Source organism: Listeria welshimeri serovar 6b str. SLCC5334 (genome assembly GCF_000060285.1).
Classification (GTDB): domain Bacteria; phylum Bacillota; class Bacilli; order Lactobacillales; family Listeriaceae; genus Listeria; species Listeria welshimeri.
Map to the genome: position 1 here is coordinate 214,616 of NC_008555.1, position 25,926 is coordinate 240,541.

A 25,926-nucleotide genomic window follows, 5' to 3' on the forward strand; every position below is an offset into this window, starting at 1 on the left:
CTGAATTCTGGTGGGAAATTGAGTATCATCAGACGAAATGTGGGTCGTTACCCCCACCCCTAGAGTTGGAGTATGTGCTAAAATTAGCAATGCTCAAGTCAGAGTGGAACCGCGCAAAGCGTCTCTGTATCGGAGGGGCTTTTTTTGTTGGCGTAGGTCCAATAGAAAATGTACGAACTTGAATAAGGAGGCAACAAAATGCCAACTCGCTTAAAAGAAGATATTGCAACAATTATAAAGAATGACCCTGCGACGAAGACTTTTTTTGATGCTTTTTTAACGAATCCGGGATTACATGCACTTTGGTGGCATCGTGTGGCGAACTTTTTTTATCGCCATAAAATGGTTTTGTTTGGAAAAGTATTATCGCAGACAGCTCGTTTCTTGACTAATATAGAGATTCATCCAGGCGCAACAATTGGTAGAAGGCTTTTTATTGATCATGGTGCAGGTATAGTGATTGGAGAAACCGCGGAAATTGGCAACGATGTAACTATTTTTCACGGAGTTACGCTTGGTGGAACTGGGAAAGATTGCGGGAAACGCCACCCAACTGTCGGTGATGGGGCACTTGTTTCAGCAGGAGCAAAAGTACTTGGACCTGTCGAAATTGGTGCAGCGGCTCGTATTGGCGCAGGAGCAGTCGTTTTAAAAGATGTACCCCCAGGAGCAACCGTTGTTGGTATTCCAGCGAAGGTTGTTCGGCTAAACGGTCGAACAGTAGGCCACGCGGTTCCTAAAATGGACGAGCTAACATTACGAATTGCAGAATTAGAAAATATAGTAGAAAAACTTTTAAAAGAAAAGGAGTAGGTCTGATTGTCGATACAAATATTTAATACGTTAACAAGAGAGAAGGAACCTTTTAAACCGCTCAAAGATGGCGAAGTAAAGATGTATGTTTGTGGGCCAACTGTTTATAATTACATTCATATCGGAAATGCGCGACCAATCATTGTTTTTGATACAGTTCGACGTTATTTCACGTATCGTGGTTATGATGTGAAATTTGTGTCTAATTTTACGGATGTGGATGATAAATTAATTCGTGCGGCAAATGAACTAAAATTGACGGTTCCAGAAGTGGCGGATCGCTTTATTGGTGCTTACTTTGATGATGTTGATCAGCTGAATGTGGCAAAAGCTAGCGTGAATCCGCGTGTCACGGAAAATATGGATGAAATCATTCAATTGATAAGTACGCTAATCGAAAAAGGCTATGCATATGAGTCAGCTGGTGATGTCTATTTCCGAACAAAAAAATTCAAAGATTACGGTAAACTGTCTGGTCAAGAATTATCGGAACTACAACACGGGGCGCGAGTTGAATATAATGAACGCAAACAAGATGAGCTTGATTTCACACTATGGAAAGCTGCTAAGCCAGATGAAATTTTCTGGGAGAGTCCGTTTGGTAATGGTCGGCCGGGTTGGCATATCGAATGTTCAGCGCTTGCGAAAAAATATCTTGGAGATACCATTGATATTCATGCGGGAGGCCAAGACTTAGTTTTCCCTCACCATGAGGATGAAATTGCTCAATCTGAAGCGGCGACTGGGAAAACTTTTGCAAATTACTGGATGCACAATGCTTTTTTAAATATTGATGGAGAAAAAATGTCCAAATCACTTGGGAATTTTATTACACTTCATGATGTGTTGAAAGATAACGATCCAAATGTGATTCGTTTCTTCATGCTATCCGTACATTACCGTAAACCAATTACGTTAAATGATGCTATTTTAGAGGATGCAAAAAATGGTTTGGAACGACTAATGATTGCATACCAAAACATTGATCACCGTATTCAAACAGATGACGGTGAATATGTAGAGGAAGCACACGAAGATGAATGGTTAGAACAACTGACAGAATTAAAACAAGCTTTTGAAGATGATATGGATGACGATTTTAATACAGCAAACGCGATTACTACTTTCCATGAACTTGCAAAACGCGCTAATATTTACCTTGCAAAAGAGACAGTTTCTATTAATGTTTTGCGTGAATTTTTAAGTATGATGCGTTTGTTCGCTGAAGTATTAGGTTTGAAATTAGAAAATACGCAAACCGATTCGTTAGATGATAGTGAAGTAGAAGCATTAATTGAAGAACGCCTGCAAGCGAGAAATGAACGTAATTTTGCAAGAGCGGATGAAATTCGAGATATTTTAAAAGAAAAAAATATTATTTTGGAAGACACTGCGCAAGGCACGCGGTTTAGACGGGGGTAAATAATGGCAGAAGTGAAGGAATACAAACAACTTAACGGCCTCGCGCTTGCTTATATGGGAGATGCGGTGTATGAGAAATTTATCCGTGAATATTTACTTGCTGCTGGCAAGACGAAACCGAATCAACTGCATAAAACAGCAACAAAATTTGTATCTGCAAAAGGACAAGCTATGGCGCTTAAAGTGATGATTGCGGAAGGCTTTTTAACAGAGGAAGAAGATCGAATCGCCAAGCGTGGTCGAAATGCTAAATCATATACCGTGCCTAAAAATACTGATCCTGGAACATATAGCATGTCTACTTCTTTTGAAGCGGTTCTTGGTTATCTTTATTTAGCAGGTGACATGAGACGTCTTCAAGAATGGATGGAAAAGGCACTAGAAATAGTTGAAAAAGGAGTGGAAAACAATTAATGGAACAAGAAAATGAGCAAGAATGGATTGGTGGAAGAAATCCCGTCCTTGAAGTGTTACGATCCGAAAGAGATATCCATAAAATATACGTACAAGAAGGTTCGCAAAAAGGCGTGTTAAAACAAGTATTAACGCTGGCTAAAGAACGCAAAATCCAAGTCCAATTTGTGCCAAAGCAAAAGATTGAAAAAGTAGTGAGTGGCGCACATCAAGGTGTTGCAGCGCAAGTGGCAGCTTATCAGTATGCTGAACTTGATGATTTATTTGCGGCTGCCGAAGCAAAAGATGAAATGCCGTTTTTCATTATTCTAGATGAGCTAGAAGATCCACATAACTTAGGATCCATAATGCGTACAGCAGATTCTGTTGGTGCTCATGGAATTATTATCCCGAAACGTCGCGCTGTAGGATTAACGCAAACTGTAGCAAAAGCTAGTACTGGGGCGATGGAGTATGTTCCAGTAGTTCGTGTGACGAATATGGTGCGGACGATGGAAGAGTTGCAAAAACGCGGATTATGGATTTTTGGAACAGATGCTAAAGGAAGCAGCGATTACCGGACAATGGATGTAGATATGCCACTTGCTATTGTTATTGGTAGTGAAGGGTTCGGTATGAGCCGCTTAGTTAGAGAAAAATGTGATTTCCTAGTTCATTTACCAATGCGTGGAAAAGTTACATCGCTTAATGCTTCTGTTGCAGCCAGTTTGTTACTATATGAAGTTTATCGGAAACGTTTCCCACTGGAGAAATAAAGATGGAACAAATTCTGCTTGTTGACGGGTATAATGTGATTGGGGCTTGGCCAGAACTTAGTTTCTTAAAAGATCGTGATTTGGAAGCGGCGAGAGATAAATTGATTGAATGGATGGCGGAGTATCAAAGTTACACCGGTTATCGGGTTGTTGTCGTTTTTGATGCGCAGTTTGTTCGTGGTGTGAAACGAAAAAGTAAAAAACATCAAGTGGAAGTGGTTTTTACACATGAAGATGAAACGGCGGATGAATATATTGAGCAAAAGGCAATTGAATGGAAAAACGCGCGAACCCAAATTATTGTAGCGACATCCGATTATACGGAGCAATGGGCTATTTTTGGGCAAGGTGCGCTTCGGATTTCTTCTCGAGAATTACTTTTTGAAATTCAAGAAATGAGTAAACAAATTGAGAAGAAAATTAAACGAATTCAGGAGAAAATGCCAAAATCAAACCTTAATCTAGATTCTGATATTATTTCTCAGCTTGAAAAGTGGAGAAGAGGCGAGGATTAAGGGATTGACGGTAAGTTTTTGACTATGTATAATAAAGCAACTAAAGCAGAAATCCTGTCGAAAAGGAGCCGATTAGTCTAGTGAATAATTCAGTAAATCAAGAAGAAATGGCGATGCTTGAACTAGCTAGAAGCGGTGATACCGAAGCGTTAGAGTATTTTTTCAGTAAGTATCAGTCAGTGATTTATTGGAAATCTACTCAATATTTTTTACAAGGTGCAGAGCGAGATGACTTAATCCAAGAAGCAATGATTGGTCTTTTTAAAGCAATTCGTGATTATGATCAAACAAAAGAAGCTTCTTTTCGGTCTTTTGCAGAAATGTGTATAAATAGGCAACTTCTTTCGGCGGTGAAACGCGCGTCCAGACAAAAAAACATTCCATTAAATAATTCAGTTTCATTAGATACACCAATGGCTGAGGATGATGTAGACTGGACTTTATTAGATGTTATATCCGAAAAAGAAGCTGAAACGCCTGAAGACTTTTTAATCAAAAATGAAGATTTAACACATGTAGCACGTCAGCTAGAGGAAGTCACAAGCGAATTTGAAAAAGAAGTGTTAAAACAATATTTAGAAGGTAAAAGTTATCAAGAAATGGCTCTTTTCTTTAATAAAAAAGAGAAGGCAATTGATAATGCTTTGCAACGAGTGAAAAAGAAAATGATGAAGCAGTTCGAATAAAAAAATAATTGACTAGCCAAGAGCCAAGTGTTATATTTATATGGATGAAATGTGCCTATTTTTTGGCATGGCATATTTAATGATTGCGGAGTTGAGATAATTTATGAAGAAGAAAACATCCCTCGCTTGTTCTGAGTGTGGTTCAAGAAACTATACAGTCAATGTTAGCGGGACGCAGAAAGAAACTCGCTTAGAAGTGAAGAAATTCTGTCGACACTGCAATAAACATACATTACATCGAGAAACAAAATAGACGATATGGAGGTTTTGGTATGTCTGCAATAGCAAGATTCTTTCGGAATGTTTCATCCGAAATGCATAAGGTTACATGGCCAACTAGAAAAGAGCTTTTAACATACACAGTAACAGTAGTTATTACAGTAATTTTATTTGCTTTATTCTTTATGTTAATTGATTTCGGTATTGAACAAATTATTAAACTTATCATGTAGTGCTAGGAATTTTACAAAGATAATGATATACTATTACTTGAGACAAAACCCGTACAACTTTCGGGTTTTTTATTTTGGATTATACTAAAAGGAGGATGGCGGCAAAATAGGCTGCTGCCAACTAAACAATGGAAAAGAATTGGTATGTTGTTCATACTTACTCCGGTTATGAAAATAAAGTCAAAGCAAACTTAGAAAAACGTGTAGAATCAATGGGCATGTCAGATAAAATTTTCCGCGTTATCGTACCGGAAGAAGAAGAAACAGAAGTAAAAAATGGTAAAACAAAAACAATTAAACGTAAAGTATTCCCTGGTTATGTTTTAGTGGAAATCGTCATGACAGATGATTCTTGGTATGTTGTACGTAATACTCCAGGTGTTACTGGGTTTGTTGGTTCATCAGGCTCAGGATCAAAACCAACACCATTACTTCCAGAAGAAGCAGAGCGTATTCTGAAAAGCATGGGTATGGTTGAAAAACGTGCCGAAGCTGACTTTGAAATTGGTGAAACAGTTATGGTCAAAGAAGGACCATTCGCTGATTTCTCTGGTAAAGTGGACGAAATGGACAACGACAAAGGTAAAGCGAAAGTCATGGTTAACATGTTCGGACGTGAAACTCCAGTTGAAGTTGATTTCAACCAAATCGAAAAACTTTAAAACTTGCAACCTCTACATTATTTGTGGAGGTTGTTTTTGGTAAGGAGGCGACAAAATGGACAAAGCTAAGCAGATATATTTTGATTTTAAACGAGAAGCGGGCTTTTTAGAACTCGATTTTCCATTGTTTTTACGTAATGGCCCAGGCAGCGGTGAACTTTGCATGGACTATAACGAACAAGATGGATATATGTTATACGGTTATGAACGCGGCTTGCGTAACAGTGAATTCAAAACAAAAGATTTGGAAGAATTTAAATACGAGGTTTTTCTTCATATTTGTTGGTATATGGGAATGGAATTTGAACTTCGCCACCGAAAAGATAATATAGAACGTGATGACAACATCCTCGAAACGGACACCCGTAAAATCGCTTTTGAAAAAACATTGCAATTGCTACAAAAAGTTAATCCAGCCTGGATAGATAAGGCTGCGCAAGGCTACACAACATATTTGAACTTATGGCGTAAAAATCAAAATGTATATTTCGATAAAGAGTCCATGCAATTTAAAATAGAATCTTAAAAAAGTCTTGCAACAGAATGTTTAAGATGGTATCATATATAAGTACGTTTTTGACGTATTTTTTAACGTGGGAGGGGAAATATCAGCCCCAGTCAACCACATCACGGACTTAAGGAGGTATGTCTCGTGGCAAAAAAAGTGATTAAAGAAGTTAAACTTCAAATTCCAGCAGGTAAAGCAAATCCTGCACCTCCAGTTGGACCTGCATTAGGTCAAGCTGGCGTAAACATCATGGGATTCTGTAAAGAGTTTAATGCTCGCACAGCCGATCAAGCTGGTCTTATTATTCCTGTTGTGATCACTGTATTTGAAGACCGTTCGTTTACGTTCATCACTAAAACTCCACCAGCAGCTGTATTACTTAAAAAAGCAGCTAAAGTGGAAAAAGGATCCGGTGAACCAAACAAAACAAAAGTTGCATCTGTAACTCGCGCTCAAGTACAGGAAATTGCTGAAACAAAAATGCCAGACCTTAACGCTGCAAATGTTGAATCTGCAATGCTAATGGTTGAAGGTACTGCACGTTCTATGGGTATCACTATCCAAGATTAATCGTGTGTTTCACAATTTGACAATTAAGGAGGAAAAGAAATGGCTAAGAAAGGCAAAAAGTATCAAGATGCTTTAAAACAAATTGATGCAAACAAAGTTTACACTGCAGAAGAAGCAGTAGAACTTGCTAAAAAAATTGACTTCGCTAAATTCGATGCAACTGTTGAAGTAGCATTCCGTCTTGGCGTTGACCCTAAAAAAGCAGATCAACAAATCCGTGGTGCTGTTGTACTACCAAACGGTACTGGTAAAACTCAACGCGTATTAGTATTCGCAAAAGGTGAAAAAGCAAAAGAAGCTGAGGCTGCTGGAGCTGATTACGTTGGTGAATCTGAATTCGTTGAAAAAATCAACCAAGGTTGGTTTGAATTTGACGTTATCGTTGCTACACCTGACATGATGGGTGAAGTTGGTAAATTAGGCCGTGTCCTTGGACCAAAAGGTTTAATGCCAAACCCTAAAACTGGTACAGTAACAATGGACGTAACTAAAGCAGTTAACGAAATTAAAGCTGGTAAAGTAGAATACCGTGTTGATAAAGCTGGTAATGTCCACGCTGCAATCGGTAAAGTATCTTTTGATGCTGCTAAACTAGTAGAAAACTTCCGTACTGTAAACGACGTTCTTCAAAAAGCAAAACCTGCTGCTGCGAAAGGTACTTACGTGAAAAATCTTTCCGTAACAACTACTTTCGGACCTGGAATCAAAGTTGACCCAGCTAGCTTATAAAATTTAACTTGACCAGCCTCTTTTCTTTTGATAAGATAGGCTAGTTGAAACAATCAAATATCCTTACCGTAGACAGTTGGTGCGTTTACCGCTTAAATTTGCCACCCGAGGGATTTCTTTTGAAGTGTACATTCGTGTGCATTCCACAAAAACCTCTGGCGTCTACGGTGTCAGAGGTTTTTTGTTGCTGATCAAACAGAACTTGTATCTGTTTAATTAGATTTAATTGTTGGACGGAGGTGGAAAAATGAGTAAAGTTCTTGAAGCTAAACAAAGTGCAGTAGAAGAAATTAAAACAAAATTATCAGCTAGTGCGTCTACAGTAATTGTTGATTACCGCGGCTTAAACGTTGGCGAAATCACTGAATTACGTAAACAATTGCGTGATGCTGGTATTGAATTTAAAGTCTACAAAAACTCACTAACTCGCCGTGCTGTTGAAGCTAACGGTTACGAAGGTTTAGAAGGAGCTCTAACTGGTCCTAACGCAATCGCATTCAGTAATGAAGACGTAGTTGCGCCTGCGAAAATCCTTAACGATTTCGCTAAAGATCATGAAGCACTAGAAATCAAAGCCGGTGTTATTGAAGGTAAAGTTGCTTCTCTTGAAGAAATTAAAGCACTTGCAACACTTCCATCACGCGAAGGATTGCTATCTATGCTTTGCAACGTACTTCAAGCTCCAGTTCGCGGTCTTGCTATCGCTACTAAAGCTGTTGCTGACCAAAAAGAAGGACAAGAAGCATAATCTGTTTTACCCAGGGGGAACCCTACAAACAAATCTCGGTTAAATCCGAAAAAATTATATTAATTGGAGGAATTTCAAAATGGCTTTAAACATTGAAGAAATCATTGCTTCCGTAAAAGAAGCATCTGTATTAGAACTTAACGATTTAGTAAAAGCAATCGAAGAAGAATTTGGCGTAACTGCTGCTGCTCCTGTAGCTGTAGCTGCTGCTGGTGGCGGTGCTGCTGAGCAAACTGAATTCACTGTAGAATTATCTTCTGCTGGAGATTCTAAAATCAAAGTTATCAAAGTGGTACGTGAAATCACTGGTCTTGGCTTAAAAGAAGCTAAAGAATTAGTTGACAACGCTCCTAAAGCTCTTAAAGAAGGCGTTGCTAAAGAAGAAGCTGAAGAAATCAAAGCTAAACTTGAAGAAGTTGGCGCTAACGTAGAAGTTAAGTAATTTTGTTAAGACCTTAGATACTAGCTATCTAAGGTCTTTATTTATTAAAATATAAAGATCATTAAATAAGCATTTTTAAAGGAATGAAGTCGGAAATAATCCTTTAGAAGGCTTTTTTTTATTGCCGTTACATGCTAGTATTAGTAAGTGAGTTAGTTAGTTTTCTGGAGGTTTATACATGTCAATTAAAGCTATATCGAAATCTGAACTAGAAATCATGAAAATAATTTGGGAATACGGCAGAGCTGTTCAGTATTCAGATGTTGCCATGAAACTTAGTGAAAAAGAAGTATTATGGAAGAAAAACACCATTCTTACTTTTTTAGCACGCTTAGTTGAAAAAAATTTACTTCGAGTTAAAAAAATTGGACGTAAAAATGAATATTATGCACTTGTTAGTGAAAATGAATATTTGGAACTGCAAACAGAAACATTTTTAGAAGAGATTTATGAGGGGGATGTAAAAGGATTAATCACGAATTTAGTACAGAATGACTTAATTTCTTCGGATGAACTTGATGATTTACAACAATTTTGGAAAAGGATGAAGTCACCTAATGAATGAACTGCTTAAGATGGTCTTATCCATGGCCCTCACTTCACTAGTGTTAATACCATGTATATGGATATTTGGAAAAGCATTTAATCGCTATTTAAGTAAGAAAAAAATCTATTATTTATGGCTTGTTGTTTTTCTCTTTTTAACAATACCTTTTTCATTTATTTTCTTTACGCCAACAAAAAATAATGAATTTATGTGGGGAAAAGGAACCGGTTTAGAAGGAGCTACTTCAGTTGTATTTGATAACAATGGTATTTTTGTAGAAAGAGATGCTAAAGTTGCTTTTTGGATGACATTACTCGATTATTTATGGGTAATTTGGTTGGTAATATTTTTACTTATTTTTATTTACAGAATCGCTTCTTATCGAAATTTTAAAAAATATGTTTTTTCAGGCGCACAAAAAGTAAATAATTTGGAGCAACTTGATCAATTAGGGGAGATTATAGATGAATTAAATATTAAAAAATCAGTTGAACTGATGATTAATCCACTAATTTCTTCACCTATTTTCTTAGGATTCAAGCGAAATGTTATAGTGTTACCTGATAAATCTTTTTCTGAAGAGGAACTTCAATATATTCTTAGACACGAGTTAATACATTGTAAACGAAAAGACATGTATTATGTCTGGATTGCTCAATTTTTCGTTTGTATCTATTGGTTCAATCCTCTGGTGTATCTTATGAATAAACAAATCCAAATTGATCGTGAATTAGCTTGTGACGAAGCGGTTTTAGCTACCCTGCCAAAAGAGAAATATTTGGGTTATGGAGATACATTACTCTCTTCGCTTGCAAAATCAGGAAACTATAAAGAATCATCCGTAGCCGTTTCACTTCACGAAAATACTAAAAAGTTAAAAGAAAGGCTTACATTCATTGCAAATTATCAAAAGGAAGCAAAAAATAATAACACAATTTTACCTATTTTTCTGATAGCACTATGTAGTGTAGGTCTAATATTTAGTTTGTTTCAAACAGAAATATTCACTAAAGAAAAGAACAAATCCATTATAATTAAGAAAGATAAAAATACAAATAACTTCTCTCGTTAATTGAGGGAAGTTTTTTTGTGTAAGATATTGACTTTTAAGCCTACAAAATGTAGAATTAAAATGCATAAATAATACTAAAAAAGGTGGGGGAATTACATGTTCGGTCGAAAACAAGCTGTTATACCAAGTGAGTACAATGATTTTAATACTTTTTCACCCGATAAAGAAAAATTGCTTTGCATAGGTGCACCTAGTACGGAATGTAAACATGGAATTACAACAAAATTAGATGGTTCGCACAAAATGCTGAAACTCTTTTATCCGAAAAAAAGTGAAGGTAAAACGATGAAATATTGGCTTCCAATGTTTGGGATTACTGACTCTCAGTCCGCTGTAGAAGTTATATCAAGTTGGATTAAAGCAAATGATTTTTACGAGGAAGTTACTCCGGATACAACTAGAGAGGTTATTAAAGAGTTAACTAAAGCAGCTAAAAAGTATGATTTTGATGGAAGTGACTTAATAGATGCTGCCAGCAAAGTAAAAACTTATGGCGCTTTTGATATTGACAGATTAGGTTATATTGTACGTGTTTGTTTTTCTTTAAACTTGCTCACAGAAGAACAAGCATGGAGTTTCTTGAAACAATTGCAGGAAGATACAGAGGCGCATTTTGATAATTGGGATGATTATATGGTCAGTTATTTAAATGGGCAAGAAGGATTAGATACAAGTTGGTATAGCAGTGCATGTGAATCCTATATCAAAATGAAAAAGGATTCAACGAGTTTAATGAATAAATATCAACTAAAAGATTAACAAAAAGGGAGTTTACAAAAAACATGAAAAAATTATTAAGTTTAGTAGGGATTTTATTAATGGCACTCTTAGTAACGGCTTGTGGAAATGATCAAGCTGCGAGTGATGAAAAAATGGAAAAAGATACGTATGTGGCTGATTTACAAGGTGCCAAATTAGAAGCTACTTTTTCACATGTAGGTGATAATGTAAGAAAAGTAGACCAAAAAATGGTGTACCCACTTGATTATCTTGGCTTAGAAGAAGGCGTAAAAGTAGACGACGCGACGAAAAAACAACTAGAAGAACAAGTAACTTCGCAGTATAAAGGTTATAAAGATGGTAAAGGGACATCGCTTGAAACGAAATTTACGGATGATGGCATGGAACTCAATATGTCTGTTGATTTATACAAAGCAGATAAAGATGCGGTTGGTTCTTTACTAGTCGGAACAACCGATCCAAAAAATGTGAGCTATAAAGACACGGTAGAACAATTTGAAGCACAAGGTTTTACTAAAAAATAGTTTTAAAAATAGGAAATAGAATTTCTTTGGCTAGAGATTCTATTTTTTAATTCCTTTTATCTTAATTATAGCTATTTTGCAGTAAGGTTTTATGCTAAAATAACTAGAGATGTGAAAGGAAGGTGCGGCATTTGACGAATAATCATTACTACACAAATGATGAAACAATAAAGCACAACCGAAAAACATGGCAAGTGCTATTAAAAGGATTTAATATGAATTTTACAAGCGATAATGGTGTGTTTTCAAAAAATACCGTTGATTTTGGTTCGAAATTATTAATTGAGGCGTTTGAATTAGAAGAGAAATCAGGGAAAATCTTGGATGTTGGTTGTGGTTATGGGCCGATGGGGTTAACAGTTGCCAAAGAATTTCCTGAGAGCCAGATTGAAATGGTGGATGTCAATTTACGAGCGCTTGAACTTGCAAAAGAAAATGCAGAGCTAAATAAAATCTCGAACACACATATATATGAAAGCTCCGTGTATGATAACGTAACAGCTACAGATTACCAGGCGATTATTAGTAATCCGCCAATCCGTGCTGGTAAAAAGGTGGTTCATGCTATTTTGGAAGGGGCATTTGCTCATTTACGAAAAAACGGGGAACTTTGGATTGTTATTCAAAAAAAACAAGGTGGTCCATCTGCGGAAAAGAAAATGGAAGAAGTTTTTGGAAATGTAGAGACGGTAACAAAGGATAAAGGTTACTTTATTTTTAGAAGTATTAAGAATTAAGTTGTGTGAACTTTGGGAATGTGCTAGTATAGAAATACATTTTACTAAGAAAGGACTGAGGGATATGCTTAGAATGAGAAAAATACTCGAAAAAAACAACCAATCAAGAATGAAGATAATAGGTTTTTCTTTAACGTTCGCGCATAATAATTCCGCGTCTTTTCAAGGTTACGTTCGTTAAAAGTTAGGTCCTTCAATCTTTCTTGATTGAGGGACTTTTTTTATACTTAAAAACAGAAGAAAGAAGTGAGTCAAATGACAGAGGGAAAACTGAGTAATTTAAACAGCTAGGAAGAGAAGTGAGGATTTTCATTTCTCTATTAAACAGAAAATGAGGAATAGAAATGCTAACATTAAAAGGAAAATATAACGAAGCAACAGTTTATACAGACAATATTGATGACAATACGATTGGACAAATTATTACTCTTTGTAGTCAGCCGTTTGTGAAGGACAGCAAGATTCGAATCATGCCTGATACTCATGGTGGTAAAGGCTGCGTGATTGGAACAACGATGACGATTCAAGATAAAATTGTTCCTAATTTAGTTGGAGTAGATATTGGCTGCGGTCTATATGTAGTAAAACTAAAACCTGGTAAATTAAAAATGAGTTTTGATAAATTGGATAAAGTTATTCGTGAACGTGTTCCATCAGGAAGTAGGACGCATGACAAAGCTATTGATGATTTTGATTTGGATGGCGTCATTGCTCCAATTCATCGCGGCTGGGCATCTAGGAGTATAGGGACGCTCGGTGGCGGGAACCATTTTATTGAGGTGAATCAAGGGTCAGATGGAATTTATCTTGTAATTCATAGTGGAAGCCGGGTGCTTGGGAAGGAAATCGCGGAATATCATCAAGAAGTCGCTTATAAAAAATTAGATGGTTTGCGTAAAGAATTAAAAGTGGCTGCAACTAAAGCGAAAAAAACAGGAAGCTTAAAAATGGTTAATGATTTTATGAGTGATCGTGAATTAGTAAAGCTAGATTATGATTTATCTTATGTAACTGGTTCGGATTTAGAACATTATTTGAATGATATGGAAATTGCACAAAGATTTGCAGCTCGCAATCGTTATGTGATGGCGCAAATAATTTTAAAAGCGATGAAGTGGGACAAAGCGGTTATTTCATCGTTTGATTGTGTTCATAATTATATCGATATTAATAATCATATGCTTAGAAAAGGTGCTACTTCAGCTCAGTTAGGTGAACAAATTATTGTGCCGCTGAATATGCGTGATGGGAGTATTCTAGCAACTGGGAAAGGTAATCCAGATTGGAATTACTCGGCGCCGCATGGGGCAGGAAGAATGTTAAGTCGTTCTAATGCTAAAGCGCAGATCAGTCTAGAAAGTTATCAGAAGGCAATGAAAGATGTCTGGACTACTTCCGTTTCTAAAAAAACAATTGATGAAGCGCCAAAAGCATACAAATCTGCCCGACAATTACTTGCTGATGTTGAAGACACAATGGAAATTCAAGAAATAATCAAACCTTTATACAACTTTAAAGCATAACCGAGAAGAAGTGGCAGATATTGTGCAATGCCGCTTCTTCTTTGCATGAGAACGCAATTGGGTAAGGAAATAAGTTCTAACTTTTTCTGTAATCTGATATAATAAAGAAGTATTTGTGATTTTGGAATATTAGGGAGATATATATGAGTAAAGTGACGAAAATTGGAGATGTAGCAGAAAAAACGGGTTATTCAATAACTACTATTTCTCGAGCAATCAATGGTAATCCAAATGTTTCGGATAAGACAAAAAAGAAAATCTTTGCTGCGATGAAAGAATTGAATTATTATCCTAATAACATTGCTCAACAATTTCGAGGGCAAGGAACTAAGATGATTGGTGTTGTTATTTCTTTTATTACCAATCCTTTTTTTGCGTATCTTGTAGATGCAATTGAACGTTATTTATCTCGCGAAGGTTTTCAAGTTGTCATGTTGCAGACTTTAGAAAATCCTGCCAAAGAATTGCAATTCATTGAAATGTTGCAAAAGAAACAACTAGACGGTTTGATTATGGCCAACTTAGAGAATGATACAGAAGAAATTAAAGCTCTTGTTGAAAGTGGCAAAATCGTTCTTTGTAATCGTTACTTAGGAAATGAAAATTTAGCAATTATTAACATTGATGAAACGAAAGCGGCTTATCAAGCAACGAATTATCTAATTGAATGTGGTTATAAGCGTCTTGCCTATTGCACAGGTGGTATAAAAAATAAAAATGATAATCGTTTTAAAGGATTTATACAAGCTGTAATAGAAAATGGTCTTTCTTTTGATGAATCATTATATTTTGAAAGGTTATTAACAATTGAAGATGGGGAAAAATTACTTACTAAAATTTTAGAAGATAAAACTACGATTCCGGATGCCTTTTTTTCAAATGGAGATACAGTTGCGGCTGGAATTTTATATGCCGCAAAAAAATATGGGATTTCAGTACCAGAAGACTTAGGAATTATAGGTTTTGATAATCAGCCAATCGCTAAGGTGTTAAATCCAGCATTAACTACGATTGAACAGCCAATAAAAGAACTTGGGGAATTTTCGGCGCAAGTTTTATTAGCTAATTTACAAGGAACAAACATACCAATTGCACCAAACTTCGAAACAAAATTAATTATAAGGGAAACTACCAAATAAAGTTTCTCTTATAGTCTTTATGAAAACGGTTGACATTTTGCTTGATAATTGGTATTATTTTTACGATATATGAAACCGCTTAAACTAAAATGACAACCGGTTGTCATTTTAAATGAAGATAAGGAGAATGTTCGAGTATGAAGAAATTACTTTTGTCCATCAGTATTATTATCGGTTTAAGTTTATTAACTAGTTGTGGTGTAGAAAAAGAATACAAACCAGATATAAAAGTAAACGAAAAAAATGTTTCTTTAAAAGTATGGGTCGATTTAAATCAAGGTGATTTTTATAGAAAAGTGGTAGAAGATTTTAAAAAAGAGCATCCTGATAAGAATTATGACATTACAGTGATTGAATCTGAATCTGGGCGAGCGCAAGAATATGTTCAGAAAGACCCGGAAGCGGCGGCAGATGTATTTATAACGCCAAATGATCGTCTAGGACAAATGGTAGAGTCGGGTGCTGTTTACCAATTAACAAAGTATACCGATGGAATTAAGAAAGATAATACGACAACTTCCGTTCAAGCTGCTACATATCAAAATAAGATGTACGGTTTTCCTGTAACGGCAGAAGCAATGTTTATGTATTACGATAAGCGAGTTTTTTCAGAAGAAGATATTAAAACTTTTTCCGGAATAACATCTAAAGGGAAATTAGGAATAAATCTTGCGGAGAGTGGCGCAGATTATCGTGAAACTCCTTGGTTTATAGCGAATGGGACATATCTTTACGGAAAAGATGGGGAAGACCCTTATGGAACAACCTTTAATTCCCCAGAAGGTGTCCAAGTATTGAATTGGATTGGTAAGTTAAAAGATAATTCCAATGTAGTTGCTGTCAATGCAGATGAAATTAGTGCGCTTAGATCAGGTAAAATAAATGCTGTTTTAAGTGGTGTTTGGAATGAGGCTGCAATACGAGAAGTATTAGGAGAAAATATGGGGGTCGCAGTATATCCAACGGCTGATTTTGGAAATGGAGAGGTTAATATGATGGCTTTCCAAGGTAGCGGAATATATTGTATCAACGCATTTACTAAATCACCATTAGAAGCTATGGAGTTAGCTGATTATATCACCAGTGCGAATGTGCAAGTAAAGGCATTTGAAGAATTAGGTAAAATCCCAAGTAATTTGAAAGCAAGAAATAGTTCTACAGTAGAAAAAAATGATGTGGCAAAAGCAGTAATTGCGATGACATCTGAAAATCATTCCGTTTTAATGCCGAAAATACCTGAAATGAATGTTTTTTGGCAACATATGAATCCGCTTTTAGTAGATACATATAAAGGTAAAATCAAGGAAGCGGATTATCCAGATGCACTTGATAAATTAGTCAAAGATATTACACCAGCGAAATAAGAAAGTAGGTTAAGTATATGATGGTTAAGAAGAATTATTTTAATATTTTTAAGAATGGTTCTGTTTCTACGAGATTATCTTATGTAATTATGGGGGCTGGTAATTTGGCCCATAAGCAAATTGCGAAAGGACTCTTATTTCTTTTTAGCGAACTTGCTTTCTTGTTTTTCCTTGTGTTTTATGGTGTTAGTTTAATCCAAGGTATGACGACTCTTGGGACAGTGAATCAATCGTGGAATTATGATGATAACTTAGGGATTATGGTTCGGACGCCAGGTGATAATTCCATGCTAATGCTGATATATGGAATTATGACAATTGTTATATGTGTTCTATTTGTTTTCTTGTATCTTGCTAATATTAGAAGTGCTAATCAAGTGGAAAAATTTCAACAGGAAAATAAAAAAATACCAACTTTTAAGGAAGATTTAAAGAGTTTATTAGATAATAAATTTCATGTAACGCTATTAACGATACCAATCATTGGCGTCATAGTTTTTACGATAATGCCACTTATTTACATGATTTCATTGGCTTTTACAAATTATGATCATGAGCACTTACCACCAAGAAATTTGTTTGGATGGGTAGGATTAGTTAATTTTAAAAATGTATTAAATGGCGACATTTCAAGTACATTTTTCCCTGTACTTGGTTGGACGCTGATTTGGGCACTTTTAGCAACTGCTACTTGTTTCTTTTTTGGTGTGTTGCTTGCACTGCTTATTAACCATAAGGGAGTCAAATTCAAGAAGTTTTGGCGAACTATTTTTGTTATAACAATGGCTGTGCCTCCTTTTGTATCGTTGTTAGTAATGCAAAACTTGTTACATGCTGCTGGGCCGCTGAATACTATTTTAATGAATGCGGGAATTATCGCTGAGCCAATACCATTTTTGACAGATGCCTTACTTGCAAAAATATCTGTCATATTCGTTAATATGTGGATTGGAATTCCAGTGACTATGTTAATTGCCACAGGGATTTTAATGAACTTGCCGAAAGATCAACTGGAAGCTGCGCGGATGGATGGGGGAAATAGTTTTCATTTATTCAGGTATATAACGTTCCCTCAAATATTAACGGTTATGTTACCAAGTTTGATTCAGCAATTTATTGGTAACATCAATAATTTTAATGTGATATATCTCTTAACTGGTGGAGGGCCTTCAAATAGTAATTTCTACGGTGCTGGAGATACGGATTTGCTTGTAACGTGGCTTTATAAATTAACAGTAGAAGCTGCTGATTATAATTTAGCTTCTGTTATTGGGATTATCACATTCGTTCTTAGTGCGGCATTCTCATTGTTTGCTTATACACGTACAAATTCTTATAAAGAAGGGAGCAAATAATATGAAAAAAGCTACGATATGGCCTAACTTGTTGTTGGTAGTACTTGGAGGTATTTGGATTTTTCCAATAATCTGGATTGTTTTAACGGCTTTTAGAGCGGAAAGTGGACAGTTTGTTTCGTATTTCTTTCCGAAAGAGTATACACTAGATCACTTTGCATATCTATTTGAAAATCATGAAAATTTCCCTTTTATGTTATGGGTGAAGAATACAATGATTGTTGCGGTTTGTTCTTGTTTGTTAAGCACTTTTATAACAGTTTCAATGGCTTATGTGTTATCTAGACTTCGGTTTAGATTTAAAAAGACTATGTTAAAAACGGCACTCGTTTTAAATATGTTTCCTGCTTTTATGAGTATGATAGCTGTTTACTATATTTTGAAAGCATTTGGATTAACACAATCTCTAACGGCGCTTGTCTTAATTTATTCATCTACAGCGGCATTAACTTTTTATATTGCTAAAGGCTTTTTTGATACGATACCAAAATCTTTGGACGAATCGGCAATGATGGATGGCGCGACCAAGTTAAGTATTTTTACAAAAATAACGTTACCGATGTCTAAGCCAATTATTGTTTACACGGCTTTAATGGCGTTTATGTTACCATGGATGGATTTTATTTTTGCAAAAGTGATTATGGGAGATAATGTACCTAAATATACAGTTTCCATAGGTTTATATTCTATGTTGAATCAAACAACAGCTAATACGATGTATACGACATTTGCGGCTGGCTGTATATTGATTGCAGTGCCAATTACAATACTGTTTATTTATTTACAAAAATATTATGTTGAAGGCATTACCAGTGGTGCTGTTAAAGGATAGGAGATAAATCAATAATGAAATTAACAGAAGCAAAAGAATGGTGGAAAGAATCGGTCGTTTATCAAATCTATCCACGTAGTTTTCAAGATTCCAATGGTGATGGCATTGGAGATATTAGAGGGATTATTGAACGGCTTCCTTATTTAGCAGATTTAGGAATAAATGTGGTTTGGCTTTGTCCGGTCTATAAATCGCCTATGGATGATGGTGGCTATGATATTTCTGATTATTATCAGATTGATCCAATGTTCGGAACAATGGACGATATGGATGAATTAATTGAAAAAGCTGGCGAATTAGGAATAAAAATATTAATGGATTTGGTGGTTAACCATACGTCCGATGAACATGAATGGTTTCAAAAAGCATTGGCTAATCCAAAAAGTAAATACCGTGATTATTATATTTTTCGAGAAGGTATAAATGGGAATCCACCTAATAATTGGCGTTCTTATTTTGGTGGCTCTGCATGGGAACCTGTGCCTAGTGAGAGTAACATGTTTTATCTACATGCTTTTTCTAAAAAACAGCCTGATTTAAATTGGGAAAATATTGCGGTTCGTAATGAATGTATCCAAATGATTAATTGGTGGCTTGAAAAAGGTTTAGGTGGATTTAGAATTGATGCTATTTTAAATTTGAAGAAAAGAATTGAATATGGTGTTTTCCCAGCGAACGGAGAAGATGGGTTAGTATTCATTGGTCATTGGATTTTAAATCAGCCTGGGATTGAGGAGTGGCTAAATGAAATTGATGAGCTTACATTTAAAAAACACAATGCGTTTACTGTGGCTGAAGCAGATGTACCAGAAGAAAGACTCTCTGAATATATAGGCGAAAATGGTCATTTTCGTATGGTCTTTGATTTTAGTTATACAGATATTGATACGCCTGAAACCGGAGAATGGTTTAAGCAGTCGAAATGGACTGTAAAAGAATTGAAAGACAAAATAATGATTAATGAATTGATAACACAGCGAAATGGTTGGGGTGCCAAGTATTTAGAGAACCATGATCAACCACGTTCGATAAATAAGTATTTACCACAAGAATATCAAGATGACCGTAGTAAAAAAATGTTAGCCGTTTTATTTATGATGTTACACGGAACTCCTTTCATATACCAAGGTCAAGAGATTGGTATGAGTAATATTCGAATGGATAGTATAACCGATTATAATGATATTGCCACACATGATCAATATCGTCGTGCTCTTCTTTCTGGAATGAGTCCTGACGAGGCACTTGAATGGATGTACCGTCGTAGTAGAGATAATTCGAGAACGCCAATGCAGTGGACTAATCAAAAGAATGCTGGCTTCTCAAATGCGGATGAGATTTGGTTGAAAACCAATCCTAATTATCATGAAATTAATGTTGAGCAGGAACAAATGGATGAAACATCTGTATTAAATTTTTACAAGAAATTAATCTATTTAAGAAGTGATTTTAGTAAATATAAAGAAGTAACAATTTATGGTGAATTAGTACCAGTGGAATCAAGTGATACAGTTATTGCCTACAAACGGATAATAGATGACAAAGAGCTCTTAATAGTTGTGAATTTTTCGGATGCTGAAGATCAATTATTCACAGAAGGCTGTTATGAACAGATAATTGCCAATGTGGAGTTGCCAAAAATTGTGGAAAATAAATTTATTTTACCCGCTTATACAGGCGCCGTTTTTTCAAAAATTTTGGAGGTAGAGTGATTGCAAATTAAAAATAAAGCGATGTTAATTACTTATTCTGATAGTCTGGGTCGAAATATGGAAGAACTTTATCAAATGATGGAAACTTATTTTGAAGATGTTGTGGGTGGGATTCACTTATTACCATTCTTTCCATCTACTGGAGATCGAGGGTTCGCGCCAACTGATTATACCATTGTAGATAGTAAGTTAGGATCTTGGGAAATGGTCGAAAAACTAGGTGAAAAATATTATTTAATGTTTGATTTTATGATTAATCACATTTCTCGAAAATCTCACTTTTTTCAAGATTTTAAAAAAGCGCATGATAACTCAAAATATAGAGATATGTTTATTCGGGTAAATGAGTTTTTTCCACCAGGCAGACCAAGTGAAAAAGACTTAGACTTAATCTATAAGCGAAAAGATAAAGCGCCTTTCCAAGAAGTTGAGTTTGCTGATGGAGAAACAGAGTTAGTCTGGAATACATTTGGTGAAGAACAAATTGATTTAGATGTTACAGCAGAAGTTACAAAGGAATTCATTCGCCAAACAATACAAAATATGGCGTCGCACGGTTGTTCCATCTTACGTCTAGATGCTTTTGCTTATGCTATTAAAAAATTAGAGACCAATGATTTTTTTGTTGAACCTGAAATTTGGAATTTGCTGGATGAAGTGAAAGCAGAAGCTAAGAAGTATAATATGGAATTATTACCAGAAATTCATGAGCATTATTCAATTCAAATGAAAATTGCGAACCATAATTATTATATTTATGATTTTGCGCTACCAATGGTTATGCTTTATTCATTATATAGCGGACATGCGAATCGTTTAGCGAACTGGTTGAAAATGAGTCCTATGAAGCAATTTACTACATTAGATACACATGATGGCATTGGAGTTGTGGATGCCAGAGACCTATTAACAGACGAAGAACTTGATTATACATCAAAAGAATTATACAAAATAGGAGCCAATGTCAAAAAAGTATATTCCTCCGAGAAATATAACAACTTGGATATTTATCAAATTAATAGTACGTATTATAGTGCTTTAGGCGATGATGATAAAAGTTATTTGTTGGCGAGAGCGATTCAATGTTTTGCACCAGGAATTCCACAAATATACTATGTTGGATTACTAGCGGGTAAAAATGATATTGAACTTTTGGAAAAAACGAAAGAAGGACGTAATATCAATCGCCATTATTACACAGTAGATGAAATTGCCAAGGAAGTAGAAAGACCAGTTGTTAAAGCATTAAGTAAGCTACTTCGATTTAGAAATAATTCTGAAGCATTTGATTTAGAGGGTAGCATAGAAGTGCAAACACCAAATTCAAATGAAATAGTAATTATTCGCAAAAATAAAACCGGAAAAATAGTAGCAATCTTAACAGCGAATTTAATGACTAAATCATTCCAAATTACCGAAAACGAAAGAAATATTGCCATTTAATTATAAATAGACACGAATGAGGTCTCTCGTTCGTGTTTGTTTGTATTTTCTATTGACAACGGCGCCTGATTATTGTATTATTATATAATGCCAAAAGAATCAGGACTATTTTTGTGTGTTTATTATTAAGTTGAAATGCTGTTGAAAATAAAGCATTTGCAAGCGATTTTGGCAAAATAGAAGACATAGATGTGGCTTTCAAAAATACAAAACGGAATCGAATTTTTCCGTCTTGTACTGACACTTTTAAGGAAAATTATTTTCTAGGGAGTTTCAGCAATATGAAATCCGCTTTCTTTTTGTCTAAATAGAATATTTTTCGTACGAAAGTTCCACTTAAGTTAACTATGGAAATGCTTCTTGGATGCGTGTTTGCAAGCCAAGATTAGAAACAAGAAGGAAAATTTTGATGAACGGTGTTTAAGCCAGTATATTTTGCACGTAGCAAAAAAACTGCCAGCGTCTTAAACCTCGGATACGGAAGGTTCCATTGTTTTCGCAGCCATAATTAACAAGTGTGCTTATAAATTTTTTAATTAATTTGAGGGGTGAATAGTTTGTCAGGACATTCAGGACATGATGTAAAATATGGACGGCATCGTACGCGTAGAAGTTTTGCGCGAATCAGTGAAGTACTTGAATTACCAAACTTAATTGAGATTCAAACAGCTTCTTACCAGTGGTTCTTAGATGAAGGACTACGTGAGATGTTCCGCGATATTTCGCCAATTGAGGATTTTGCGGGTAATTTATCTTTAGAATTCATTGATTACGATCTTGGAGAGCCGAAATATTCGGTAGAAGAATCTAAGAACCGTGATGCAAACTATGCGGCTCCACTGCGCGTGAAGTTGCGCCTAATCAACAAAGAAACCGGCGAAGTGAAGGACCAAGAAGTATTTATGGGTGATTTCCCACTAATGACTGAAATGGGTACGTTCATTATTAATGGGGCAGAACGTGTTATCGTTTCCCAATTAGTTCGTTCTCCAGGTGTTTACTTCAATGGAAAACTAGACAAAAATGGTAAAAAAGGCTTTGGTTCTACTGTCATCCCTAACCGCGGGGCTTGGCTTGAGTATGAAACAGATGCTAAAGATGTTGTACATGTTCGTATCGACCGTACACGTAAATTACCAGTAACTGTTTTACTTCGTGCACTAGGCTTTGGTTCCGATCAAGAAATTATTGATTTAATCGGTGACAATGACTATCTGCGTAACACACTCGAAAAAGACAACACTGACAACGCTGAAAAAGCACTTCTAGAAATTTATGAAAGATTGCGTCCAGGTGAACCGCCAACAGTTGATAACGCTAGAAGCTTACTCGTTTCTCGTTTCTTTGATCCAAAACGTTATGATCTTGCAAGCGTTGGACGTTATAAAATCAATAAAAAATTACATCTAAAAAACCGTCTATTCAACCAAACTTTAGCAGAAACTTTAGTAGATCCAGAAACTGGTGAAATTATTGCTTCTAAAGGTGACATTTTGGATCGTCGTAATTTAGATCAAATTATTCCTAATTTAGAAAACGGTGTAGGTTTCCGCACGCTTCGTCCAACTGATGGAGTGATGGAAGATAGCGTACTCGTTCAATCTATTAAAATCTACGCGCCAAATGATGAAGAAAAAGAAATCAACATCATTGGTAATGCTTATATTGAAGAAAACGTAAAACACATCACGCCTTCTGATATCATTTCATCCATTAGCTATTTCTTTAACTTGCTACATGGTGTTGGCGATACAGATGACATCGATCACCTAGGTAATCGTCGTCTTCGTTCTGTTGGTGAACTTTTACAAAACCAATTCCGTATCGGTTTATCCCGTATGGAACGTGTGGTTCGTGAGCGTATGTCTATTCAAGATATGACTACAATTACACCACAACAATTAATTAATATTCGCCCTGTAGTTGCTTCTATCAAAGAATTCTTCGGTAGCTCGCAGTTATCTCAGTTCATGGATCAAACAAATCCACTTGGCGAACTTACGCATAAACGTCGTCTTTCAGCGCTTGGACCTGGTGGTTTGACGCGTGAACGTGCTGGTTATGAAGTACGTGACGTGCATTACTCTCACTATGGCCGTATGTGTCCGATTGAAACGCCAGAGGGACCAAACATTGGTTTGATTAACTCCCTTTCTTCCTTTGCAAAAGTAAATAAATTCGGCTTTATCGAAACACCTTACCGCCGCGTTGATCCTGAAACAAACCGTGTGACAGATAAAATTGATTATCTAACTGCGGATGAAGAGGATAATTACGTAGTAGCGCAAGCGAACTCGAAATTAGACGAACAAGGTACTTTTACAGAAGAAGAAGTTATGGCTCGTTTCCGTTCAGAAAACTTAGCGGTAGAAAAAGAACGTATTGACTACATGGATGTATCGCCTAAACAGGTTGTATCTGTTGCGACAGCGTGTATTCCGTTCCTTGAAAACGATGATAGTAACCGTGCGCTAATGGGAGCGAACATGCAACGTCAAGCAGTTCCTCTTATGCACCCAGAAGCTCCATTTGTTGGAACAGGTATGGAACACGTATCTGCAAAAGACTCTGGTGCTGCTGTAACTGCCAAACATGACGGTATTGTAGAACACGTTGAAGCCCGCGAAATCTGGGTTCGTCGTGTATCTTTAGTTGATGGCAAAGAAGTAACTGGTGGAATCGATAAATATACTCTACGTAAATTCGTTCGTTCTAACCAAGGTACTTGTTATAACCAACGTCCAAACGTAGCAGAAGGTGACCGCGTTGTTAAAGGAGAAATCCTTGGGAATGGTCCATCTATGGATTCCGGTGAACTTGCACTTGGTCGTAACGTACTTGTTGCATTCATGACTTGGGATGGCTATAACTACGAGGATGCGATCATCATGAGTGAACGTCTTGTAAAAGATGACGTTTATACTTCGATTCATATTGAAGAATTTGAATCGGAAGCTCGCGATACAAAACTTGGACCTGAAGAAATGACTCGTGATATTCCAAATGTTGGGGAAGATGCTTTACGCGACCTTGACGAACGTGGAATTATCCGTGTTGGTGCTGAAGTAAAAGATAACGACCTTCTAGTTGGTAAAGTAACACCAAAAGGAGTTACTGAATTAACTGCAGAAGAACGTTTATTACACGCTATCTTTGGTGAAAAAGCACGTGAAGTTCGTGATACTTCATTACGTGTACCTCATGGCGGCGGCGGAATCGTGCTTGACGTGAAAATCTTTACACGTGAAGCGGGAGACGAACTACCACCTGGTGTAAACCAATTAGTACGTGTTTATATTGTACAAAAACGTAAAATTCACGAAGGCGATAAAATGGCCGGACGTCATGGTAACAAAGGGGTTATCTCTCGTATTTTACCAGAAGAAGATATGCCATTTATGCCAGACGGAACTCCTGTTGATATCATGCTTAACCCACTTGGGGTACCATCTCGTATGAATATCGGACAAGTACTTGAGCTTCATTTAGGTATGGCTGCTCGTGCTTTAGGAATTCATGTTGCAACACCAGTATTTGATGGTGCGAATGAAGAAGATGTTTGGAGCACTGTGGAAGAAGCCGGTATGGCCCGCGATGCGAAAACAGTTCTTTATGACGGACGTTCTGGTGAAGCATTTGATAACCGTATCTCTGTTGGTGTAATGTACATGATCAAACTTGCCCACATGGTTGATGATAAACTACATGCTCGTTCAACTGGACCTTACTCTCTAGTAACACAACAACCGCTTGGTGGTAAAGCACAATTTGGTGGACAACGTTTTGGTGAGATGGAAGTATGGGCACTGGAAGCTTATGGTGCTGCATATACCCTTCAAGAAATCCTAACGATTAAATCTGATGACGTGGTTGGTCGTGTGAAAACTTACGAAGCGATTGTTAAAGGCGAAAGCGTTCCAGAACCTGGTGTGCCAGAATCCTTCAAAGTACTCATCAAAGAACTTCAAAGTCTTGGAATGGATGTTAAAATGCTATCTGCAGACGAAGAAGAAATCGAGATGCGTGACATGGATGATGACGACTTTACTAATCAAAATGATGCCTTCAATATCGTACAACCGGAAAATGCAGCTGCTGAAAAGACTGAGTAATTCGGTTCGATAATTGAGACTCCAAAACAATAAGAAACAATGATTTGTTTTTTGCAAAATATAAAATTAAGCGATCGCTAAGACTTTTCCTAAAAGTCGCGGAAGTGTG

The 25,926-nt window shown here is 36.3% G+C and carries 27 protein-coding genes, 1 pseudogene and 2 other annotated features (1 of these 30 running past the window's edge); all 28 genes and pseudogenes read left to right on the top strand.

Features of this window, described 5'->3' with window-relative positions; genetic code table 11:
- Positions 1 to 129, top strand: a binding site (T-box leader) (it extends 97 nt beyond the left edge of the window).
- A 69-nt stretch (positions 130 to 198) separates the two neighbouring features.
- The 28 genes and pseudogenes from epsC to rpoB all read left to right on the top strand — a co-directional run bounded on the left by epsC (position 199) and on the right by rpoB (position 25,817).
- On the top strand, positions 199 to 813 hold the full coding sequence (gene epsC / locus LWE_RS01075; protein ID WP_011701064.1) for a serine O-acetyltransferase EpsC: 615 nt from the start codon (positions 199 to 201) through the stop codon (positions 811 to 813).
- A gap of 6 nt (positions 814 to 819) precedes the next feature.
- Entirely contained in the window at positions 820 to 2,235 is a 1,416-nt protein-coding gene (gene cysS / locus LWE_RS01080; RefSeq protein ID WP_011701065.1) for a cysteine--tRNA ligase, read from the top strand.
- Between the two features lie 3 nt (positions 2,236 to 2,238).
- Positions 2,239 to 2,649: a Mini-ribonuclease 3 gene (locus LWE_RS01085; RefSeq protein WP_011701066.1), complete on the top strand. Its 411-nt coding sequence runs from the start codon at positions 2,239 to 2,241 to the stop codon at positions 2,647 to 2,649.
- Entirely contained in the window at positions 2,649 to 3,404 is a 756-nt protein-coding gene (rlmB, locus tag LWE_RS01090; protein ID WP_011701067.1) for a 23S rRNA (guanosine(2251)-2'-O)-methyltransferase RlmB, read from the top strand. The genes LWE_RS01085 and rlmB overlap by 1 nt, the downstream gene beginning before the upstream one ends.
- A gap of 2 nt (positions 3,405 to 3,406) precedes the next feature.
- A complete protein-coding gene (locus tag LWE_RS01095) occupies positions 3,407 to 3,919 on the top strand; it encodes an NYN domain-containing protein (RefSeq protein ID WP_011701068.1) in 513 nt (170 codons plus the stop codon).
- Positions 3,920 to 3,999: 80 nt separating this feature from the next.
- Positions 4,000 to 4,605 carry an RNA polymerase factor sigma-70 gene (locus LWE_RS01100; protein ID WP_011701069.1) on the top strand — a complete coding sequence of 202 codons (606 nt, stop codon included), beginning with the start codon at positions 4,000 to 4,002 and terminating at the stop codon, positions 4,603 to 4,605.
- Between the two features lie 103 nt (positions 4,606 to 4,708).
- Positions 4,709 to 4,858: a 50S ribosomal protein L33 gene (gene rpmG / locus LWE_RS01105; RefSeq protein WP_003728079.1), complete on the top strand. Its 150-nt coding sequence runs from the start codon at positions 4,709 to 4,711 to the stop codon at positions 4,856 to 4,858.
- A gap of 19 nt (positions 4,859 to 4,877) precedes the next feature.
- Positions 4,878 to 5,057, top strand: coding sequence for a preprotein translocase subunit SecE (gene secE / locus LWE_RS01110; protein ID WP_011701070.1), 180 nt, complete (start codon positions 4,878 to 4,880; stop codon positions 5,055 to 5,057).
- 128 nt (positions 5,058 to 5,185) lie between these two features.
- Complete coding sequence (gene nusG, locus LWE_RS01115; protein WP_011701071.1) at positions 5,186 to 5,719, top strand: transcription termination/antitermination protein NusG; 534 nt, start codon at positions 5,186 to 5,188, stop codon at positions 5,717 to 5,719.
- A gap of 55 nt (positions 5,720 to 5,774) precedes the next feature.
- Positions 5,775 to 6,245, top strand: coding sequence for an Imm63 family immunity protein (locus LWE_RS01120; protein ID WP_011701072.1), 471 nt, complete (start codon positions 5,775 to 5,777; stop codon positions 6,243 to 6,245).
- Positions 6,246 to 6,371: 126 nt separating this feature from the next.
- Positions 6,372 to 6,797, top strand: coding sequence for a 50S ribosomal protein L11 (rplK, locus tag LWE_RS01125; protein WP_003718336.1), 426 nt, complete (start codon positions 6,372 to 6,374; stop codon positions 6,795 to 6,797).
- A 39-nt stretch (positions 6,798 to 6,836) separates the two neighbouring features.
- Positions 6,837 to 7,526: a 50S ribosomal protein L1 gene (gene rplA / locus LWE_RS01130; protein ID WP_003726838.1), complete on the top strand. Its 690-nt coding sequence runs from the start codon at positions 6,837 to 6,839 to the stop codon at positions 7,524 to 7,526.
- 48 nt (positions 7,527 to 7,574) lie between these two features.
- Positions 7,575 to 7,718: a sequence feature (ribosomal protein L10 leader region), on the top strand.
- 55 nt (positions 7,719 to 7,773) lie between these two features.
- Positions 7,774 to 8,274: a 50S ribosomal protein L10 gene (gene rplJ, locus LWE_RS01135; RefSeq protein WP_003723030.1), complete on the top strand. Its 501-nt coding sequence runs from the start codon at positions 7,774 to 7,776 to the stop codon at positions 8,272 to 8,274.
- Between the two features lie 79 nt (positions 8,275 to 8,353).
- Positions 8,354 to 8,716 (top strand): 50S ribosomal protein L7/L12, encoded by a 363-nt coding sequence (gene rplL / locus LWE_RS01140; protein WP_011701073.1) that lies wholly within the window; start codon positions 8,354 to 8,356, stop codon positions 8,714 to 8,716.
- A gap of 178 nt (positions 8,717 to 8,894) precedes the next feature.
- The gene (locus LWE_RS01145) at positions 8,895 to 9,281 is read left to right on the top strand and encodes a BlaI/MecI/CopY family transcriptional regulator (RefSeq protein ID WP_011701074.1); all 387 of its coding nucleotides are present in this window, start codon (positions 8,895 to 8,897) and stop codon (positions 9,279 to 9,281) included.
- Positions 9,274 to 10,335: a M56 family metallopeptidase gene (locus tag LWE_RS01150; RefSeq protein ID WP_011701075.1), complete on the top strand. Its 1,062-nt coding sequence runs from the start codon at positions 9,274 to 9,276 to the stop codon at positions 10,333 to 10,335. Before LWE_RS01145 ends, LWE_RS01150 begins: the two co-directional genes overlap by 8 nt.
- A 96-nt stretch (positions 10,336 to 10,431) precedes the next feature.
- Positions 10,432 to 11,094: a DUF1266 domain-containing protein gene (locus tag LWE_RS01155; protein WP_011701076.1), complete on the top strand. Its 663-nt coding sequence runs from the start codon at positions 10,432 to 10,434 to the stop codon at positions 11,092 to 11,094.
- Positions 11,095 to 11,117: 23 nt separating this feature from the next.
- Complete coding sequence (locus LWE_RS01160; RefSeq protein WP_011701077.1) at positions 11,118 to 11,600, top strand: DUF1307 domain-containing protein; 483 nt, start codon at positions 11,118 to 11,120, stop codon at positions 11,598 to 11,600.
- Positions 11,601 to 11,731: 131 nt separating this feature from the next.
- Positions 11,732 to 12,337, top strand: a complete 606-nt coding sequence (locus LWE_RS01165; RefSeq protein ID WP_011701078.1) for a class I SAM-dependent methyltransferase — start codon at positions 11,732 to 11,734, stop codon at positions 12,335 to 12,337.
- 344 nt (positions 12,338 to 12,681) lie between these two features.
- Positions 12,682 to 13,860, top strand: coding sequence for an RtcB family protein (locus LWE_RS01170; RefSeq protein WP_011701079.1), 1,179 nt, complete (start codon positions 12,682 to 12,684; stop codon positions 13,858 to 13,860).
- Positions 13,861 to 14,003: 143 nt separating this feature from the next.
- Positions 14,004 to 14,999 carry a LacI family DNA-binding transcriptional regulator gene (locus LWE_RS01175; protein ID WP_011701080.1) on the top strand — a complete coding sequence of 332 codons (996 nt, stop codon included), beginning with the start codon at positions 14,004 to 14,006 and terminating at the stop codon, positions 14,997 to 14,999.
- Between the two features lie 137 nt (positions 15,000 to 15,136).
- Complete coding sequence (locus tag LWE_RS01180; RefSeq protein WP_011701081.1) at positions 15,137 to 16,363, top strand: extracellular solute-binding protein; 1,227 nt, start codon at positions 15,137 to 15,139, stop codon at positions 16,361 to 16,363.
- 17 nt (positions 16,364 to 16,380) lie between these two features.
- On the top strand, positions 16,381 to 17,718 hold the full coding sequence (locus LWE_RS01185; RefSeq protein WP_011701082.1) for a carbohydrate ABC transporter permease: 1,338 nt from the start codon (positions 16,381 to 16,383) through the stop codon (positions 17,716 to 17,718).
- Position 17,719: 1 nt separating this feature from the next.
- Positions 17,720 to 18,550: a sugar ABC transporter permease gene (locus tag LWE_RS01190; protein ID WP_011701083.1), complete on the top strand. Its 831-nt coding sequence runs from the start codon at positions 17,720 to 17,722 to the stop codon at positions 18,548 to 18,550.
- A 14-nt stretch (positions 18,551 to 18,564) separates the two neighbouring features.
- Positions 18,565 to 20,262, top strand: coding sequence for an alpha-glucosidase (locus LWE_RS01195; protein ID WP_011701084.1), 1,698 nt, complete (start codon positions 18,565 to 18,567; stop codon positions 20,260 to 20,262).
- Positions 20,263 to 21,705, top strand: a complete 1,443-nt coding sequence (gene gtfA / locus LWE_RS01200; RefSeq protein WP_011701085.1) for a sucrose phosphorylase — start codon at positions 20,263 to 20,265, stop codon at positions 21,703 to 21,705.
- 65 nt (positions 21,706 to 21,770) lie between these two features.
- A pseudogene (locus LWE_RS14750) lies at positions 21,771 to 22,016 on the top strand (hypothetical protein).
- Between the two features lie 246 nt (positions 22,017 to 22,262).
- A complete protein-coding gene (rpoB, locus tag LWE_RS01205; RefSeq protein ID WP_011701086.1) occupies positions 22,263 to 25,817 on the top strand; it encodes a DNA-directed RNA polymerase subunit beta in 3,555 nt (1,184 codons plus the stop codon).
- The last annotated feature ends 109 nt before the right edge of the window (positions 25,818 to 25,926 follow it).

Excerpts from the sequence above, each read along its gene's own strand:
- epsC (WP_011701064.1), top strand. The coding sequence starts at position 199 with ATGCCAACTCGCTTAAAAGAAGATATTGCAACAATTATAAAGAATGAC.
- LWE_RS01085 (WP_011701066.1), top strand. The coding sequence starts at position 2,239 with ATGGCAGAAGTGAAGGAATACAAACAACTTAACGGCCTCGCGCTTGCT.
- rlmB (WP_011701067.1), top strand. The coding sequence starts at position 2,649 with ATGGAACAAGAAAATGAGCAAGAATGGATTGGTGGAAGAAATCCCGTC.
- LWE_RS01095 (WP_011701068.1), top strand. The coding sequence starts at position 3,407 with ATGGAACAAATTCTGCTTGTTGACGGGTATAATGTGATTGGGGCTTGG.
- rpmG (WP_003728079.1), top strand. The coding sequence starts at position 4,709 with ATGAAGAAGAAAACATCCCTCGCTTGTTCTGAGTGTGGTTCAAGAAAC.
- secE (WP_011701070.1), top strand. The coding sequence starts at position 4,878 with ATGTCTGCAATAGCAAGATTCTTTCGGAATGTTTCATCCGAAATGCAT.
- nusG (WP_011701071.1), top strand. The coding sequence starts at position 5,186 with ATGGAAAAGAATTGGTATGTTGTTCATACTTACTCCGGTTATGAAAAT.
- LWE_RS01120 (WP_011701072.1), top strand. The coding sequence starts at position 5,775 with ATGGACAAAGCTAAGCAGATATATTTTGATTTTAAACGAGAAGCGGGC.
- rplA (WP_003726838.1), top strand. The coding sequence starts at position 6,837 with ATGGCTAAGAAAGGCAAAAAGTATCAAGATGCTTTAAAACAAATTGAT.
- rplJ (WP_003723030.1), top strand. The coding sequence starts at position 7,774 with ATGAGTAAAGTTCTTGAAGCTAAACAAAGTGCAGTAGAAGAAATTAAA.
- rplL (WP_011701073.1), top strand. The coding sequence starts at position 8,354 with ATGGCTTTAAACATTGAAGAAATCATTGCTTCCGTAAAAGAAGCATCT.
- LWE_RS01145 (WP_011701074.1), top strand. The coding sequence starts at position 8,895 with ATGTCAATTAAAGCTATATCGAAATCTGAACTAGAAATCATGAAAATA.
- LWE_RS01150 (WP_011701075.1), top strand. The coding sequence starts at position 9,274 with ATGAATGAACTGCTTAAGATGGTCTTATCCATGGCCCTCACTTCACTA.
- LWE_RS01155 (WP_011701076.1), top strand. The coding sequence starts at position 10,432 with ATGTTCGGTCGAAAACAAGCTGTTATACCAAGTGAGTACAATGATTTT.
- LWE_RS01160 (WP_011701077.1), top strand. The coding sequence starts at position 11,118 with ATGAAAAAATTATTAAGTTTAGTAGGGATTTTATTAATGGCACTCTTA.
- LWE_RS01170 (WP_011701079.1), top strand. The coding sequence starts at position 12,682 with ATGCTAACATTAAAAGGAAAATATAACGAAGCAACAGTTTATACAGAC.
- LWE_RS01175 (WP_011701080.1), top strand. The coding sequence starts at position 14,004 with ATGAGTAAAGTGACGAAAATTGGAGATGTAGCAGAAAAAACGGGTTAT.
- LWE_RS01180 (WP_011701081.1), top strand. The coding sequence starts at position 15,137 with ATGAAGAAATTACTTTTGTCCATCAGTATTATTATCGGTTTAAGTTTA.
- LWE_RS01185 (WP_011701082.1), top strand. The coding sequence starts at position 16,381 with ATGATGGTTAAGAAGAATTATTTTAATATTTTTAAGAATGGTTCTGTT.
- LWE_RS01190 (WP_011701083.1), top strand. The coding sequence starts at position 17,720 with ATGAAAAAAGCTACGATATGGCCTAACTTGTTGTTGGTAGTACTTGGA.
- LWE_RS01195 (WP_011701084.1), top strand. The coding sequence starts at position 18,565 with ATGAAATTAACAGAAGCAAAAGAATGGTGGAAAGAATCGGTCGTTTAT.